Genomic DNA, 16,555 nt, shown 5'->3' with positions numbered 1-16,555 from the left:
GGTCACCGCGGTCGCTCGGGCGATCGCGATGCAGCTGACCACGACCGATCCCGCTCAGCGCGAGCTGGTCGAGCGGCTCGGCGGCTGCGACCCGGTGGTCGTGCAGGCCGCGGCCAGCGCGCACGACCTCGGCCACCCTCCGTTCGGCCACCTCGGCGAGCAGGCGCTCGACCGCCTCGCGCGTGAGCGGCTGGGGCTCGCGGAGGGCTTCGAGGGCAACGCGCAGTCGTTCCGGATCCTCTCCGAGCTCGACGTCTGCGAGACGGTGGAGGTGGGGCTGAACCTCACCGCCGCCTCCCGTGCCGCCGTGCTCAAGTACCCGTGGGGGCGGACGGTCCACCGCCCCGGCATCGACTCCGCCGACCCGACCGAGCTGCCCCGCGGCTCGACCGCCAGCCGCTGGGAGACCGCGCCGCCGAAGTTCTCGGCGTACACCCTCGACCTCGACGACCTGCTCGACGCCCGCTCCGGCTTCGCCGCGATCGCCCCCTGGCAGCAGACCCTCGAGTGCTCGGTGATGGACGTCGCCGACGACATCGCCTACTCGCTGCACGACCTCGACGACTTCTACCGCGCAGGAGTGCTGCAGCAGGCGGCCGTCGCGGTGGAGTTCCGCGCGTTCCTCCGCGAGCAGAACGCCCTCGCCTCCCTCGACGCGGAGGAGCTGTGGGCGCGGGCTCCCGGGCACTCGCTCGAGATGCTCCGCCGGAGGCTCGTGGCCCGCGACCCGTGGATCGCGAGCGACGAGCACTTCCGCGCCTCCGTCGAGCGGGTGTCGACCGAGCTGGTCGAGGGGCTCCTCGCGCTCCCGTTCGACGGATCGACGCGCACCGAGCGCGCGATCGAGTCCTTCGTCTCCTCCTGGATCGGCCGCCTGCAGCGCTCCGTGGTGGTGCTCGCCGAGCCGAACGTCCGCTCGGGCCACCTCTCGCTGCTCCCGGACGCCTGGCACGACGTGGCCGTGCTGAAGTTCGTGCACACCCGCTTCGTGATCGACCGGCCCGACTTCGCCACCTACCAGCGCGGTCAGTCCCAGGTGCTCGAGACGCTGGTGACCCACCTCGACGCCTGGCTCGAGGACCCCCGCGACGGCTCGCGGGCTCCGCAGAAGCTGCTCGACCTGATCGAGCTCGCGACCGACGGCTACTTCCGCCTCCGCGCCGACCACCCCGACTGGCTCCCGGCCGACGAGCGCGGCCGGCCGACCTCCGACCCGGCGGCGCTGCAGCGGCTCGGCCGGGGACGCGGTGTGGTCGACTACGTCGCGACCCTGACGGACGAGCAGGCGATGGCGCTCGCCGCCCGCCTCCGCGGCGATCGCGAGCCGTGGGCGATGGGGACCTGACGCCCGGCGGGTGGGTTGACACCGCGCGTCGCGTATGGCCTCAGCAGCTCCTCGCCCGTCGTTCCGGGGGAGGAGCCTCGGCCCGGCCGCCGAGGACGCGTTCCGCGACCATCCAGCCGGCGTTCAGGAAGCGCTGCCTGAACGACAGCGTAAAATCACGGAGGCACATGCCAGGATCGACAACTCGACAGGGAGTTCCGTTGGACGGAAACGCAACGACCACGCACCGCAACGTCGCACTGCTGTCCGTCGCGACGACGCTGGCTCCGCGCGTGACCACGTCGGCCGAGATCGAGGCGCGGCTCGCCCCGGCGCTCAAGCGCCTCCGGCTCCCCACCGGGCTCCTCCAGCGCGTCGCCGGCGTGCACGAGCGCCGCAACTGGGGTTCCGAGCAGGGCTTCGACGGAGCGGCGATCGAGGCGGGCAAGCGGGCCCTCGCCGAGGCCGGCGTCCGCGCCGACCAGATCGGCCTGATCATCAACACCTCGGTGACCCGCAAGCACCTCGAGCCCTCGGTCGCCGTGCGCCTGCACCACGGGCTCGGCCTTCCCTCGTCGGCCATCAACTTCGACATCGCGAACGCGTGCCTCGGCTTCGTGAACGGCATGACCCTCGCCGCGCAGCTGATCGACTCCGGCCAGATCCGCTACGCGCTCATCATCGACGGCGAGGACGCCGACGAGATCCAGGTCAACACGATCGAGCGCCTCAGCCGCGACGGCGTGAAGCGCAAGGACTTCATGAGCGAGTTCGCGAGCCTGACGCTCGGCTCCGGCGCCGCTGCTGCCGTGCTCGGCCCGGCCGACGAGCACCCCAAGGGCCACCGCATCCTCGGCGGGATCACCCGTGCGGCGACGCAGTTCAACGAGCTCTGCGTCGGCAGCGTCGACGGCATGTTCACGGACGCGAAGGCGCTGCTCAAGGGCGGCATGGAGCTCGTGCTCTCGGCGTGGAAGGAGGCCACCCGCGACTGGAACTGGAGCGGGATGGACCGCTACATCACGCACCAGGTGTCGGACGTGCACACCGACGCCCTGGTGAAGGCCGTCGGCATCGACCGCAGCCGCGTCCCCACGACCTACCCCACCCTCGGCAACGTCGGCCCGGCGTCGATCCCGATCACCCTGGCCCAGGAGGCCGAGACCCTGCAGCCCGGCAACCGGGTGCTGCTCATCGGAGTGGGCTCGGGCATCAACACCGCGATGCTCGAGATCGCCTGGTGACCGCGCCCCACCCGGCCGAGCGGATCCGCGGAGCGCTCGGCTCCACGGCCGCGGCGATGCTCCCCCCGGCCGGGCTCGACGGGCTCGATCCCGCGTGGTCGCGCCTGGTCGACGCTCCGGACGCCCAGGGCGTCCCGCGCCGCTGGCACCTGCTCGACACGGGCGAGGCCCTCGGCACGGAGCCGGTCGGCACCGTCCTCTGCGTGCACGGCAACCCCACCTGGTCCTACCTCTGGCGCCGCCTCGCCGCCGCCACCCTCGAGTCCGCCCGCCGCGGGGGGCCCGCCTGGCGGGTGGTCGCCGTCGACCAGCTCGAGATGGGCTTCTCCGAGCGCACCGGCGCCCTGCACACGCTCGCCGACCGCGTGCGCGAGCTCTCGAACCTCACCGACGTGCTCGGGCTCGACGACGTGGTCACCCTCGGCCACGACTGGGGCGGAGTCGTCTCGCTGGGCTGGGCGGTCGACCACCCTCAGCAGCTGCGCGCCGCGATGCTCCTGAACACCGCGATCCACCAGAGCGCCGACGAGCCGATCCCGGCCCCGCTCCGGCTCGCCCTCGCCTCGGGCGTGCTCGGCGCCTCCACGGTCGGCACGCCGGCCTTCCTCGAGACGACCCTCGCGCTCGGGCGTCCGGCGCTGCCCGCCGCGGTGAAGGAGGGGTACCGCGCGCCCTACCGGTCCGCGTCGCGCCGCGGCGGAGTGGGCGGCTTCGTCGCCGACATCCCGGTCGACTCCGCGCACCCGAGCGACCCGGAGCTGCAGCGCATCGCCCAGGGCGTCAGCACCCTGACGACGCCGGCCCTGATGCTCTGGGGCCCGCTGGACCCGATCTTCTCCGACCGCTACCTCGACGACCTCGTCGACCGCCTGCCCCACGCGCAGGTCCACCGCTACGAGGGAGCGGGCCACCTCGTGGCCGAGGACGTCGACTACGCCTCCGCCGTCCTCGCCTGGCTGGGCGACCTCTCCGACGGCGACGAGCCCTTCGGCGGCGACCCGGCCCCTGACGTCCGCCGCCCGACCGCGCCGGTCGAGCCGCTGTGGGCGCACCTCGACCGCAACGCGCAGGACGGCTCGCTCGCCCTGGTCGAGATGGCGCCTCCCGGGGGCGGCGGCCCCCGCTCGGTCTCGTGGCGCCTGCTCTCGCAGCGGGTCCGCGAGCTCGCCGCCGGGCTGCGCGCCTCGGGCGTCTCCCCGGGCGACCGCGTCTCGCTCCTCGTGCCGCCCGGCGCCGACCTGACGGCGCTGCTCTACGCGTGCCTGCGGATCGGAGCCGTCGTGGTCGTCGCCGACGCGGGCCTGGGCCTGCGCGGTCTCACCCGCGCGGTCCGCGGCGCCTGGCCGGATCTCGTGGTCGGCGCCCTGCCCGGCCTCACCGTCGCGCGAGCCCTCCGCTGGCCCGGCGGTCGGGTGTCGACGCAGACCCTGCCCCGCGCCTCCGCCGCCGCCCTCGGGGTCGACACCTCGCTCGGGCAGCTGATCGAGCTCGGCCGCGCCGAGCTGGCCGCGGATCCGGAGGCGCTGGGCGAGCCGCCCGCCGCCGACGCCGTGGCAGCGATCCTGTTCACCTCCGGCTCGACCGGCCCCGCCAAGGGCGTCGTCTACACGCACCGTCAGCTCGCCGGCGTCCGCGACGCGCTCGCCCGCCAGTACGGGATCGGACCGGGCACCGGGCTCGTCGCGGGCTTCGCGCCGTTCGCCCTGCTCGGTCCCGCGCTGGGCACGCGCTCCGCCACTCCGGACATGGACGTCACCGCGCCCCGGACGCTCACCGCGTCCGCCGTCGCCGCGGCCGCCGCCCGGGTCGACGCGACCGTGCTGTTCCTGTCGCCGGCCGCGCTGGCCAACGTCGTGGCCACCGCCGGCGCGCTCGACGCCGACGACCACCGCGCCCTCGCCGGCGTGCGCACGTTCCTCTCGGCCGGCGCCCCCGTCTCGGCGGGACTGCTCGGCGAGGCGCAGGCGCTCATGCCGAACGCCTCCGCCCGCACCCCCTACGGCATGACCGAGGGGCTGCTGCTCACCGACGCGTCGCTGGAGGGCATCCGCGAGGCCGCCTCCGACGACGATCCGCGCGGAGGCGTCTGCGTGGGCGTGCCCGCCGCGGGCGTCCGACTGCGGATCGCCCCGCTCGACGCCGACGGCCGCGCCGCGGACGAGCCGGAGGAGATCGTCGGCGCGACCGGCGAGATCGTCGTCTCGGCCGGTCACGTCGAGGACCACTACGAGCGCCTCTGGCTGACCGACCGCGCCGCCCGCATCGGCGCCGTCCCGGGCGAGCGCTGGCACCGCACCGGGGACGTCGGGCGGATCGACTCCGCCGGCCGCCTCTGGGTCGAGGGCCGGATGCCGCACGTCGTCGTCACACCCGACGGCGTGGTCACGCCGGTCGGACCGGAGCAGCGGATCGAGGCGCGCGTCGCCCCGGTCGCCCGCGCCGCGATCGTCGGAGCCGGTCCGCGCGGAGTCGCGCAGCTGGTCGCCGTGGTCGAGCTGCGCTCGGGCGCGCGCCGCGTGGCGCTGGCCGAGGAGGCCCTCGCCGCCGAGGTGCGCGCGGCCGTCGGCCGGCCCGTCGCCGCGGTGCTCGTCGTCCCGGCGCTGCCCACCGACATCCGCCACAACTCCAAGATCGACCGGGCCGCGCTCTCGCGCTGGGCCGAGGGCGTGCTCGCCGGCGGCCGGATGGTGGCGCCGTGAGGGTCCTGGTCACCGGCGCGAGCGGCCTGCTCGGCGGCGCGGTGGCCGCGGGACTCGTCGCGCAGGGGCACGAGGTCCGCACCTTCCAGCGCCGGCCCTGCGGGGTCGCGGGCGTCGAGGAGGCACGGGGCTCCCTGACCGATCCGCGGGCGGTCGAGGCGGCGGTCGAGGCGGCCGAGGGCGTCGTGCACCTCGCCGCGAAGGTCTCGCTCGCCGGCGATCCGGGCGACTTCGACCGCGTGAACGTCGACGGCACCCGGCGCCTGCTCGCCGCCGCCGCCCGCGCCGGGGTGAGCCGCTTCGTCCAGATCTCGTCGCCCTCCGTCGCCCACTCCGGCTCCTCGATCACCGGTGACGACGCCGAGCCCGCCGATCCGGATCGCGCCCGCGGCGACTACGCCCGCACCAAGGCCCGCGCTGAGCTGCTGGCCCTCGCGGCCGACGCCCCCGGGTTCGCGGTGGTCGCCGTGCGCCCGCACCTGGTCTGGGGTCCGGGCGACACCCAGCTCGTCGCCCGCATCGTCGAGCGGGCGCGCGCCGGCCGACTGCCGCTCCTCGGGCACGGCCAGGCGCTGATCGACTCCACCTACATCGACAACGCCGCCTCGGCGATCGTCGCCGCTCTCGGGCGGGCGGAGGACGTGCACGGCCGCTCCTACGTCGTCACCAACGGCGAGCCGCGCCCGGTCGCCGAGCTGCTCGCCGGGATCTGCCGCGCCTCGGGCGTCGAGCCGCCGCGCTGGTCCGTCCCCGCCTCCGTCGCCCGCGCCGCGGGCTCGCTCGTCGAGCGCGTCTGGGCCGTGCGGCCCGGTGCCGACGAGCCGCCGATGACCCGATTCCTCGCCGAGCAGCTCTCGACCGCGCACTGGTTCGACCAGCGCCGCACGCGCGCCGATCTGCAGTGGAGCCCGTCGGTCACCCTCGACGAGGGTCTGGCCCGTCTGTCCGCCGCCCGCTGAGGCGCCGGCACCGGAGACGACAGAACGGACGGGACCCCGTCGCCGAGGCGAGGGGGTCCCGTCCGTCCGGGGGCTCCCGCGGCGGAGCGCGGGAGGGGAGCCGAGGTCAGTCGGCGAGGATGAGGTACAGCGCGCGACGGGTCTCGTCGAGCTTGGCGGAGGCGGCGGCGCGCTGCGCCTCGGTCGCTCCGCGGAACTGCTGCACGACGCCCATCAGCTTGCCGACGTTCTCCATGAAGGCGCGGTCGGCGTCGCTCGCGCCAGGAGTGGCCTCCCAGGCCGCGTCGAGCTCGTCGGCGTGCTCGCGCACATAGGTGCCGCCCGCGTCCGTGAGCTGGTACTCGGTGCCGCGGCCCTCGCCGACGGCCGTGATGAGGCCCTCGTCGACGAGCTGCTGGAGGGTGGGGTAGACGGAGCCGGGGCTGGGGCGCCACGATCCGTTCGTCTTCTCGGCGATGGCCTTGATCAGGCCGTAGCCGTTCGAGGACTTCTCGGAGAGGAGGGAGAGGAGGGCCGCGCGGACGTCACCGCGTCGGGCGCGTCCTCCGCCGCGGCCGAAGGGGCCGCCGAAGCCGGGGCCGAAGCCCGGGCCGAAGCCGAAGCCGGGCCCGAAGCCGCGGCCGTGACCGCCGGGTCCGCGGCGCTGTCCGCGGCCGGGGTGCTCGTGGCGGGTGGAGTGGTCGCCGTCGCAGGAGTCGCGGCGGTCGTCGGAGAAGAAGGTCCTGGAGTTCATGGGTGTGCTGCTCTCTGTCGTGAGGGGATCCCTTTCGATCGGATCCGGTCGCCCGTCGGGAGCGGCTGCTTCCGATCTGTCGGCGATGTAGTAACGATATATCGGTGATGGATCGGATGTCAACACCCGGTTTCCCCGTAGCCTGGGAGCTCCCCGTCGATCGAGAGGTCCCGCATGCCGCTGCCCGACTCCGAGCTCGAGGCGTACCTCGACTCCTCCCTCCTCGCCGGGGACGTCCTCACCGGCCGCGCGAGCAACCTCGGCAACCTCCGCCGGCTCGCCGCCCGGGAGCCCGCGCACCTCTACGGGGTGGACGTGGCCGAGCACTGGACGCTCGAGAGCCTGCTCGCCCTGATGGGAGAGCGCGTGGGGATCAGCACCGACCCCTCCTTCGAGAGCGGGCAGGACCGGATCGACGCCCGCCTGACGGTCGCGGGGCTCGCGCGCTACCGCGACCGGTTCGCCGCCGCCGTCCGCGAGGGGGCGCTGCTCCTGTTCGCGACCGCGCACCCCGCGACCCTGATGGACGTCTACCGCCGCTTCGCCGCCGCCGCGGCCGAGCAGGGCGCCCGCGTGATCGACGTGAACGGGCTCCCGTTCGCCGCCCCCGACGGCATCCGCGTCCCTCTCGCGGACGAGCACCAGGCCCTGTGGTGCACCGGCGGGGTCACCTGCGTCTACCGCGGCGGAGGGCTGCAGCACACGCACTCGCCGGAGCCGATGGACGCGCTGCTCGACCGCCTCGACGAGCTCGGCATCCGCCCGGACCTGGTCGTCGCCGACCACGGCTTCGCGGGCGCGGCCGGTCGGCGCGGGCTGCCGGTGATCGCGATCGCCGACTGCAACGACCCGGCGGTCTTCGTCGCCGAGGCTCAGGGCTCGATCGAGGTGGTCGTCCCGATCGACGACGGGCTGGCCGTCCACCTCTACGAGCCGGTGATCGACTTCGTCCTCCGCGCCCTCTGAGCCCGCGCGCACCTGACGGCTCGTAGAATCTCCTTCGGCTCGTCGCGATCCCGGATCCGACGGGCCGACCGCTCTCCCGAGTCCCCGCACTCGCCACCACTGCAGACGGAGCATCCGTGACCCAGCCCCACGACGGCCTCCTCCCGCGCTTCGCCGTCGGCGTCGACATCGGGGGGACGTCGATCAAGGCGTCCCTCGTCGACGTCACCACCGGCGAGCGGGCGGCCCGGCGCTTCGCGGTCGCGAACCCGCTGGGCAAGGAGCCCGAGGACTTCGCCGAGGCGATCGCCGGGATCGTCCGCGACGTCTCGCCGATCGCGGGCACCCCCGTGGGCGTCGGCTTCCCCGGGATCGTCCGCGGCGGCGTCGTCCGCCAGACCACCCACGTCTCGCAGCGCTGGGTCGGGCTCGACGCGCAGGCCCTCCTCTCGGAGGCCACCGGGGTCGACGTCGTCGTCGTCAACGACGCGGACGCGGCGGGGGTCGCCGAGCGCGAGTTCGGCGCGATGCGCGGCCGCGAGGGCCTCCTCCTGCTGACCACCCTCGGCACCGGCATCGGGACGGCGCTCGTCCACGAGGGCGTGGTGATCCCCAACTCCGAGCTCGGGCACCTGCACATCGACGGTCCCGACTTCGAGCCGCAGGTCGGCTTCTCGGCCGTCCGCCGCGAGGGCATCACCCTCGAGGAGTGGGCGGGGCGCCTCAGCGTCTACTACCGGCACCTCGAGATGCTGCTCTCGCCGCAGCTGTTCGTGATCGGCGGCGCGGCGGCGCACGTCTTCGACGAGTTCGCCCGCTTCCTCGACATCGGCACCGAGATCGTCCCCGCCCGCTTCGGCAACGACGCCGGCTTCACGGGCGCCGCCATGGTCGCCGTCTCGCCCGACCGCCTCGCGCCCTGGTACCGCTCCACCCGCGGCGCCCGCCTCGACCCCGGAGCCCCCGCCATCGCCGATTGACCCCCGTCGCCCCTGCCACCTCAGCGGGGCAGGAGGCCGCGGTAGACGGCGTCCAGTCGGGCGGCGGCGGCCGGCCAGGAGTGGGCGGCCGCCCAATCGACGCCGCCGCGGCCGAGGCGCGCCAGCTCCTCGGGGGAGCCCAGCAGGCTCAGGATCGCCTCGGCCCACGCCGCGGGGGAGCCGGAGTCGAGCAGCAGGCCGCTCCCGCCGTCGCGCACCGCGTCCACCAGGCCGGTCGTGCGGCGCGCGAGCACCGGAGTGCCGCTGCCGGCGGCCTCGAGCGCGATCAGCCCGAAGGTCTCCGCCGCCGAGGGCACGAGCGCCAGCTCCGCGCTCCGGAGCCGCTCCGCCACCCGGTCGCGGTCGGCGGCTCCCTCGATCAGCACGCGGTCGCCCAGCGGAGCCGCCGCGGCGCGCACCGCATCGAGGTACGACTCCCGGCCCGGTGCCGCCCCGCCCACCAGCCGCAGCACGGGCCGCTCCGCCGGCGCCATCGCCGTGAGCGCCTCCACCGCCAGAAGCTGGCCCTTGAGCGGCTGCACCCGGCCGACCAGGACGACCCCGGAGCGCTCGCCGCCGCCTGGGCGGAACCGCGCGTCGACCCCGGGCGGCACCACGACGACCCGGTCCGGATCCGCGCCGTACCCGCTGACGACGTCCGCCCGCTCCGAGGCGCCCGCCACCACGATCGCGTCGGCGGAGGCGAGCACGGAGCGCTCCGCGTCGACCCGCTGCTGCGGCTCCGCGACGTCGCCCGGGGCGAGCCGGGCGTTCTTGGCGAGCGAGCCCGAGTGCATCGAGTGCACGTGCGGTCTGCCGGTGAGCGCCCCCGCGAGGCCCGACACCCAGTAGTGCGAGTGCACGACGTCTGCTCCCGCCGCGGCCCGCGCGAACTCCGGCGCCGCGGCCGCCAGAGCGTACTTGTCGCCCGCCGGCACCGGCACGCCCACCACCCGCACACCCGGCGCGAGGGTGCGGACGCCCTCGCCGCGGGTCAGCACCTCGATCTCCCAGCCGAGCGCCGCCAGCTCCGGCAGCACCGCCGAGAGGTACACGTTCATCCCGCCCGCGTCGCCCGTCGACGGCTGCTCGAGCGGGGAGGTGTGCGCCGAGAGGACGGCCAGACGGGGCATCCCTCCATCGTAGGGACGGCCGTGCGTCCTCCACGGATCCCGGCCCGCGGCTCGCGGCGCCTCCGGAATCGGGTTGAATAGACGGATGCGCTCGTTCGAGCGCGGAGAGCGTGAGGTCCATGGCCCGCCAGAGTCCCCCCGGTGAGGTGCTGCCGTCGGCCGCACCCGGGCCGGTGACCGCCGGCCACGAGCCCTTCTCCGAGCAGGACATCCGCGCCCTCGTCGGAACCGCCGCCCTCGAGAAGGGCACCGCGTACGCGGACGAGGGCCGCGTCCGCGAGCTGCAGTGGTTCGGCGGCCGCACCCGCCTCTTCGGCCAGGTCCGCGGATCCGGGCGCTCGCCGTACGCCGTGAGCGTGCAGCTCCGCGACGAGGGCGAGCACTGGACCCTCCTCGGCGGCGCCTGCAGCTGCCCGGTCAAGCACGAGTGCAAGCACGTCGCCGCCGTCCTGGTCGAGGCCCTGCGCCGTGAGCGCGAGGGCGGAGTGGCCGGTCCCTTCCCCGGCGAGGCCGCCGTCGACGCCGTCCCGGAGTGGCGCAGCGCGCTCGCCCCGCTGCTCGCCGGCGCCGAGCGCTCCCACACCGGCATACCGCTCGGCCTGCAGTTCGAGCTGCTGCCCGGCGAGCCCGTGCGTCGCCCGCCCGGCCGCTACAACTCCTACCGGCCGCCGCCCGAGCCGCGTCCGCGCCTGGGCGTGCGCCCGGTGCGGATGGGCGACCGCGACCGCTGGGTGCGCACCGGCACCAGCTGGCGCGACCTCGGCTACCTGCACTACAGCCACGACTACGACGAGCGCCAGATCGACGTGATCCGCGAGATGCAGGGCCTGCTCTCCGGGCACAGTGCCTCCAGCTACTACTCGCCCGACACCTGGCTCTACCTCGACCAGTGCCGGAGCGAGGCGATCTGGGCGGCCCTGCACGGCGCCGTCCGCGCGGGAATCGGTCTGGTGATGGGCGACCGCGACCAGACGCCGCTGAAGATCCTCGACACGACGGCCACCGCCTCCATCGACGTCACGCGCACCGCCGCCGGCCTCGAGCTGCGCTCGCTCGTCGCGATCGGCGACCACCCGGCCCCCGAGGAGTTCGGCTTCATCGGCGACCCCGCCGTCGGCCTCTACACCTGGGAGGGCGGCGACGAGATGCGCGCCCGCCCGGTCACGCTCATCCCGTTCGCCGCGCCGCTGCTGTCCTCCGCGCGCACGTTCCTCTGGAGCCGCGAGGCCATCCGCATCCCAGTGGCCGAGGAGTCGGCGTTCCTCACGGAGCACTACCAGCGGCTGCACCGGCTGTTCGACATCGTCTCCCGCGACGGCTCCTTCGAGGCGCCGGCGGTGCCCGAGCCGCGCCTCGGCCTCACCCTCGAGCACACCGACGGCGCGGGCCTGCGCGGCTCGTGGTGGTGGCGCTACGGCGTGGAGGGGGCGCGCGGCGGCGTGGACGCCGAGCGGCTCCCGCTGCGGGTCGGCGAGGACGCGGGCTACCGCGACCCCGAGGCCGAGCAGCGGATCCTCGACTCCCTCGTCGGAGCAGGTCTCGACCCGGAGTCGACGCCGGCCCTGGTGTCCCCGTCGAGCAGGCGCCTGCGCCCCACCTTCGACCTGCGCGGCATGCAGACCGTCGGCTTCCTCACCGGCGAGGTCGAGCGGCTCCGCGAGCTGGGCACCGTCGAGATCGAGGAGATCGGCGAACGCGTCGAGTACCGCGAGGCGCAGACCGCGCCCGTGGTCGCCGTGCAGACCGTCGCCCGGCCCGACAGCCGCGACTGGTTCAACCTCGAGATCTCCGTCACCGTGAACGACGAGGCGGTCCCGCTCGCCGAGATCTTCCTCGCGCTCGCCCGCGGCGACGAGTACATGGTGCTGCCGAGCGGCGTCTACTTCGCCCTCGACGACGAGCGGTTCGGCCGCCTCCGCGAGCTGATCGCCGAAGCCCGCGAGCTCTCGGACGACCCCGGCGAGACCCTGCGGATCAGCCGCTTCCAGTCCTCCCTCTGGGACGAGCTGGTCGAGCTGGGCGTCGTGGAGGCGCAGGCCGCCGCATGGCGCCGCTCCGTGGAGGGGCTCTCCGGCTTCACCGCGACCGGTGCCCTGGAGTCGCGCGCCCTGCCCGAGGGGTTCGTGGTGGAGCTGCGGCCCTACCAGCAGCTCGGCTACGACTGGCTCTCGTTCCTCTACGACAACCAGCTCGGCGGCGTGCTCGCGGACGACATGGGCCTGGGCAAGACCGTGCAGTCCCTCGCCCTGGTCACCCGGGTGATGCAGGAGCAGCGCGCCGCGGCCGCGGAGGCGGGCACCTCGCCGCGCCCGTTCCTCGTCGTCGCCCCCACCAGCGTCGTGCCGAACTGGGTGGGCGAGGCCAAGCGCTTCGCCCCGGACCTGCGCGTGGTCGGCATCGACGAGACGTCGAAGAAGAAGCGGAAGGCGCTCTCGAGCGTCATCGGCGAGGCCGAGCTGGTGGTGACGTCCTACGCCCTGTTCCGGCTCGACTACGAGTCGTACTCGAGCATCCAGTGGTCGGGGCTCCTCCTCGACGAGGCGCAGTTCGTCAAGAACCGCCAGTCGGCGACGCATCAGCTCGCGCGCCGGCTCGACGTGCCCTTCAAGCTCGCCATCACGGGCACGCCGATGGAGAACAACGTGATGGAGCTGTGGTCGCTGCTGTCGATCGTCGCTCCGGGCCTGTTCCCCTCGCCCGCCGGGTTCGTCGAGTTCTACCAGAAGCCGATCGAGCGCGAGGCCGACAGCGAGAAGCTCTCGCAGCTGCGGCGGCGCATCCGCCCGCTGATGCTGCGGCGCACCAAGGAGCTCGTCGCCAAGGAGCTGCCTCCCAAGCAGGAGCAGACCCTCGAGGTCGAGCTCGGCCCGAAGCAGCGGAAGGTCTACGACACGTACCTGGCGCGGGAGCGGCAGCGCGTGCTGGGTCTGATCGGCGACTTCGAGAAGAACCGCTTCGCGATCTTCCGCGCGCTGACCGTGCTGCGCCAGGTCGCGCTCGACGCGGCGCTGGTCGACGAGGCGCACGAGAGCGTGCCCTCCACCAAGCTCGACCTGCTCGACGAGCTGCTGGGCGACGCCCTCGGCGAGGGGCACCGCGTACTGGTCTTCAGCCAGTTCACGCGGTTCCTCGGCCGGGTCCGCCGGCGGCTGGACGCGGCGGGCATCGAGTACGCGTACCTCGACGGAGCGACGAAGAAGCGCGACGAGGTCATCGAGCGGTTCCGCTCGGGCGCGGCGGGCGTGTTCCTGATCTCGCTCAAGGCCGGCGGCTTCGGGCTCAACCTCACCGAGGCCGACTACTGCATCCTGCTCGACCCGTGGTGGAACCCCGCCACCGAGTCGCAGGCGGTCGACCGTGCGCACCGCATCGGCCAGACCCGCTCCGTCATGGTCTACCGCCTGGTCGCGAAGGACACGATCGAGGAGAAGGTGATGGCCCTCAAGGAGGCGAAGGCCGCGCTCTTCGCCGCGGTCATGTCGGACGACGGCGCCGCGGCCACAGGCGGGATCACCGCCGAGGACGTGCGCGAGCTGCTGGGCTGATCGCCGCTGCTACTCGCGCACCTGCTCCAGCAGGGTCGTGACGGCGGCGCGGGTGTCGGCGGCGAGTCGTCCGAGGCGGTGCGCGGCGCGGATCGACGCGGGCCGGTAGGGGTGCACGAGCCGCCGGGCCGCCGTGCAGGGCAGCGCGAACGCCGCGACGACGCCCGCGTCGATCCCGTCGAGCCCGCCGTCGTCCCGGCCGAACACGAGCTCCCGGCCCTCGCGGGCGAGAGCCTCCGGCAGGTCGGCTTCGCCGATCGGGAGGCGCAGCACGGCGAGCAGGCCGGCCGCCTGCACGCGGCGCGGCAGCGGACGGCCGAGGCGGCCTGCCGCGTGCAGAGTGAAGAAGTCGGCCTGCCGCTCGAGGATGCCCGTGACCGTCTCGGCGAGGCGCTCCATCTCGGGGTGCAGCGAGAGCCGGGCGAGCCGGCGGTAGCCGTGCACCGCGACCCGGGCGTCCACCGCGAGGGCCAGGGCGACGGGGCCGGCGAGCGAGGCCGCGGCGCGGTCGAGGAGCGGGCGAGTCCTGACCGTCGGCTCCGGCGGGCGGATGTCGATGCCGCGGATCTGCGGCGAGGCCGCGAGCACCTCGCCCAGGGCGTCGGCGATCCGGTGCCGCTCGGCGGCCCAGACGGATGCGAACGCGCGGACCTGCTCGTCGGGGTGGGCGCGCGCGACGGGCAGCACCCGGGCGACGGTCGCGTGCTCGATCGCCCGCAGGTAGGCGGTGGCGACGATGGCCTCGCGGTCCAGCGGCACCTCCTCGAACTCGCGCACCGAGAAGTGCTCGCGCAGGGCGCCGTGCGCGCTGCGGTGGTGGTCCTCGAGATCGAACGGTTCCGCGATGCCCACGTCGTGCTCCTCCGCTAGTCCGGTCCCTCCATCCTGGGCCCACTGTGCGAGAGGCGGAAGAGCACGCGCCCATCCCTGGGACACTGGGAGCCGGTCGTCAGGCGGCCGGGGGAGCGGGGCGGGATGAGCGGGGCGCGGACGTCGGCGATCGGCGCCGTCCTCCTCGCCGCCGTCTGCTTCGGCACGACGGGGACCGCGCAGGCCCTCGGTGCGGCGGGCGTGGATCCGCTCCTCCTCGGAGCGGCGCGCATCGTCCTCGGCGGCGCCCTGCTGGCCGCCCTCCTCGGCGTGGAGGCGCTGGGCCGGCGGAGCCGCTCCCGCCCGACCAGCACCGTCGTGCTCCTCGTCGTGCTCGGAGCGGTCGGCGTCGCCGCGTACCAGCCCGCTTTCTTCACCGGCACCGCGCAGAACGGGGTCGCGGTCGGCACGATCGTCGCCCTCGGCTCCGCTCCCGCCTTCACCGGCCTGCTGGAGTGGCTCGTCCTGCGGACGACGCCGAGCCCGCGCTGGTTCGCCTCGACCTCGCTCGCCGCGGTCGGCGTGGTGCTCCTGAGCGGAGGCGGGTCCGGCGGCGTGACGCTCCCCGGCCTCGCCGCCTCGGCCGGCGCCGGCGCGTCCTACGCGCTGTACGCCGTCTGCGGCAAGCTGCTGCTCGAGCGCGGACTCAGCCCCGTCGCCGCCATGGGCGCTCCGTTCGGAGCCGCGGCGCTTCTCGCGCTCCCGTTCCTGCTGCTGGGCGATCCCTCGCGGCTCTCCGGCTCGATCCCGGCCGTGCTCTGGCTCGGAGTGGTCACGGTCGCCGTGGCCTACACCTTCTTCGCGCGCGGCCTCAGGCAGCTGCCCGCGGCCACCGTCTCGACGCTCACCCTCCTGGAGCCGGCGACCGCGACGCTCCTCGGCGTGGCGGTGCTGGGCGAGCGGCTGACCGCGGGAGCCGTGCTCGGCATCGCGGTGCTGGTCGCGGCGGTGCTGCTGCTGGCGGTGCGGGGGCGCGGTCGTTCCGGGGCGCGGACAGAGGCGCCGCCGCCCTCCGCGGAGTAGCGTCGACTCCCACCGACCCGAGGACGAGGCGGAGCGCATGACCAACCCGTGGCTGGCACGCCCTGGCAGCGGTCGGCGGCGCGCGCTGGTCGAGGAGTCGTGGGAGCGCGCACGGCGGCGGCGCCTGGATCCTGACCGGCTGACCGCGCCGCTCTCGTTCTCGGGGGACGACCTCCGCGAGTACCGCACCGGGCATCCGCTCGCCTCGGTCCTCCCGGTCATCCGCCGCCTGCTGGTGCGCGACGCCGATGAGGACAGCGGCGTGCTCGTCGCGGTGGGCGACGCGCTCGGGCGACTGCTCTGGATCGACGGGGACCAGCACCTCAAGAGCCTCGCCGAGGGGATGTCGTTCGTCGAGGGCGCCGCCTGGGCCGAGCCCGACGTCGGCACGTCTGCGCCGGGAACCGCCCTCGTGCTCGATCACGGCGTGCAGATCCACGGCGCCGAGCACTTCGCCTCGCTCGTGCACCCGTGGAGCTGCACCGCCGTCCCCGTGCACGACCCCGAGACGCACGAGATCCTCGGAGTGATCGACATCACCGGCGGCGCCGACGTCGTCGCTCCGCAGACCCTCCCGCTGATGGAGGCGACCGCCGCCGCCGTCGAGAGCGAGCTGATGGTGCAGCGGCTGCTCCGCCCGCGCCGTCCCGCCGCTCGGAGCACGGCGGCGGCCCGCGCGCCGAGTCTGCGGGTCCTCGGGCGCGAGACGGGGCTGGTGACGGCCGCCGGAGCGACGCTCGAACTCAGCACCCGGCACGCCGAGATCCTGACCCTGCTCGCCTGGCACCGGTCCGGGCTCTCGGCCGAGCAGCTCGCCCTCCTGCTCCACGGCCGGGACGACGCGGTGGTCACCGTCCGCGCCGAGATGGTGCGGCTGCGCCGCGCGCTCGAGCCGACCCTCCCGCGCCTGGCACCTCTCTCGCGCCCCTACCGCCTGGCGAGCCCGGTCGACCTCGACGCCCGCCAGGTGCTCGGCCTGCTCGACCGCGGTTCCCACCGCCTCGCCCTGGACGCGTACCGGGGCGCACCGCTGCCCTCGTCCGAGGCGCCGGGGATCCGGGCGATCGCCGACGAGCTGCGCATGCGGGTGCGGGCGAGCG

The 16,555-nt window shown here is 74.8% G+C and carries 12 protein-coding genes; 9 read left to right on the top strand and 3 right to left on the bottom strand.

All coding sequences use genetic code 11. The features are described from left to right. The 4 genes from dgt to C5C24_RS16490 form a co-directional block, all read left to right on the top strand. Window positions 1–1,345 (top strand): dGTP triphosphohydrolase (dgt, locus tag C5C24_RS16505; protein WP_104305489.1); only part of this gene is annotated, 1,345 nt, incomplete at its 5' end. A gap of 167 nt (window positions 1,346–1,512) precedes the next feature. Further along, window positions 1,513–2,568, top strand: a complete 1,056-nt coding sequence (locus C5C24_RS16500) for a 3-oxoacyl-ACP synthase III (protein ID WP_104276620.1) — start codon at window positions 1,513–1,515, stop codon at window positions 2,566–2,568. Window positions 2,569–2,624: 56 nt separating this feature from the next. Next, a complete protein-coding gene (locus C5C24_RS16495) occupies window positions 2,625–5,267 on the top strand; it encodes an alpha/beta fold hydrolase (protein ID WP_104305490.1) in 2,643 nt (880 codons plus the stop codon). Then, complete coding sequence (locus C5C24_RS16490; RefSeq protein ID WP_104280969.1) at window positions 5,264–6,226, top strand: NAD(P)-dependent oxidoreductase; 963 nt, start codon at window positions 5,264–5,266, stop codon at window positions 6,224–6,226. The genes C5C24_RS16495 and C5C24_RS16490 overlap by 4 nt, the downstream gene beginning before the upstream one ends. Window positions 6,227–6,332: 106 nt before the next feature. Here C5C24_RS16490 and C5C24_RS16485 read toward each other — a convergent pair whose 3' ends face one another. Further along, a complete protein-coding gene (locus C5C24_RS16485; RefSeq protein WP_104305488.1) occupies window positions 6,333–6,959 on the bottom strand; it encodes a PadR family transcriptional regulator in 627 nt (208 codons plus the stop codon). A gap of 174 nt (window positions 6,960–7,133) precedes the next feature. On the opposite strand from C5C24_RS16485, the gene C5C24_RS16480 reads away from it, so the two are divergent. Continuing rightward, window positions 7,134–7,925, top strand: coding sequence for a phosphatase (locus C5C24_RS16480; protein ID WP_104276623.1), 792 nt, complete (start codon window positions 7,134–7,136; stop codon window positions 7,923–7,925). 116 nt (window positions 7,926–8,041) lie between these two features. Beyond that, window positions 8,042–8,884 carry an ROK family protein gene (locus C5C24_RS16475; RefSeq protein WP_244229583.1) on the top strand — a complete coding sequence of 281 codons (843 nt, stop codon included), beginning with the start codon at window positions 8,042–8,044 and terminating at the stop codon, window positions 8,882–8,884. Between the two features lie 20 nt (window positions 8,885–8,904). Here the strand turns inward: C5C24_RS16475 and C5C24_RS16470 are convergent, their stop codons facing one another. Further along, window positions 8,905–10,017 (bottom strand): glycosyltransferase, encoded by a 1,113-nt coding sequence (locus C5C24_RS16470; protein WP_104305487.1) that lies wholly within the window; start codon window positions 10,015–10,017, stop codon window positions 8,905–8,907. A gap of 119 nt (window positions 10,018–10,136) precedes the next feature. Here C5C24_RS16470 and C5C24_RS16465 point away from each other — a divergent pair, with 119 nt between their 5' ends. Beyond that, window positions 10,137–13,562, top strand: a complete 3,426-nt coding sequence (locus C5C24_RS16465) for a DEAD/DEAH box helicase (RefSeq protein WP_104305486.1) — start codon at window positions 10,137–10,139, stop codon at window positions 13,560–13,562. Between the two features lie 9 nt (window positions 13,563–13,571). Here C5C24_RS16465 and C5C24_RS16460 read toward each other — a convergent pair whose 3' ends face one another. Further along, on the bottom strand, window positions 13,572–14,414 hold the full coding sequence (locus tag C5C24_RS16460) for a hypothetical protein (protein ID WP_104276627.1): 843 nt from the start codon (window positions 14,412–14,414) through the stop codon (window positions 13,572–13,574). A gap of 123 nt (window positions 14,415–14,537) precedes the next feature. Between C5C24_RS16460 and C5C24_RS16455 the strand changes: the two genes are divergently transcribed. Both C5C24_RS16455 and C5C24_RS16450 read left to right on the top strand, forming a co-directional pair. Beyond that, on the top strand, window positions 14,538–15,455 hold the full coding sequence (locus tag C5C24_RS16455) for a DMT family transporter (protein WP_104276628.1): 918 nt from the start codon (window positions 14,538–14,540) through the stop codon (window positions 15,453–15,455). 37 nt (window positions 15,456–15,492) lie between these two features. Next, window positions 15,493–16,555, top strand: a 1,063-nt coding sequence (locus C5C24_RS16450) for a GAF domain-containing protein (protein WP_104305485.1), incomplete at its 3' end; no start/stop codon positions are given.

The organism is Rathayibacter sp. AY2B3 (assembly GCF_002931755.1).
In the GTDB taxonomy this organism is placed as follows: domain Bacteria; phylum Actinomycetota; class Actinomycetes; order Actinomycetales; family Microbacteriaceae; genus Rathayibacter.
The sequence above is the reverse complement of the archived record's forward strand: the minus strand, read 5'-3'. Positions and strand labels throughout refer to the sequence as shown.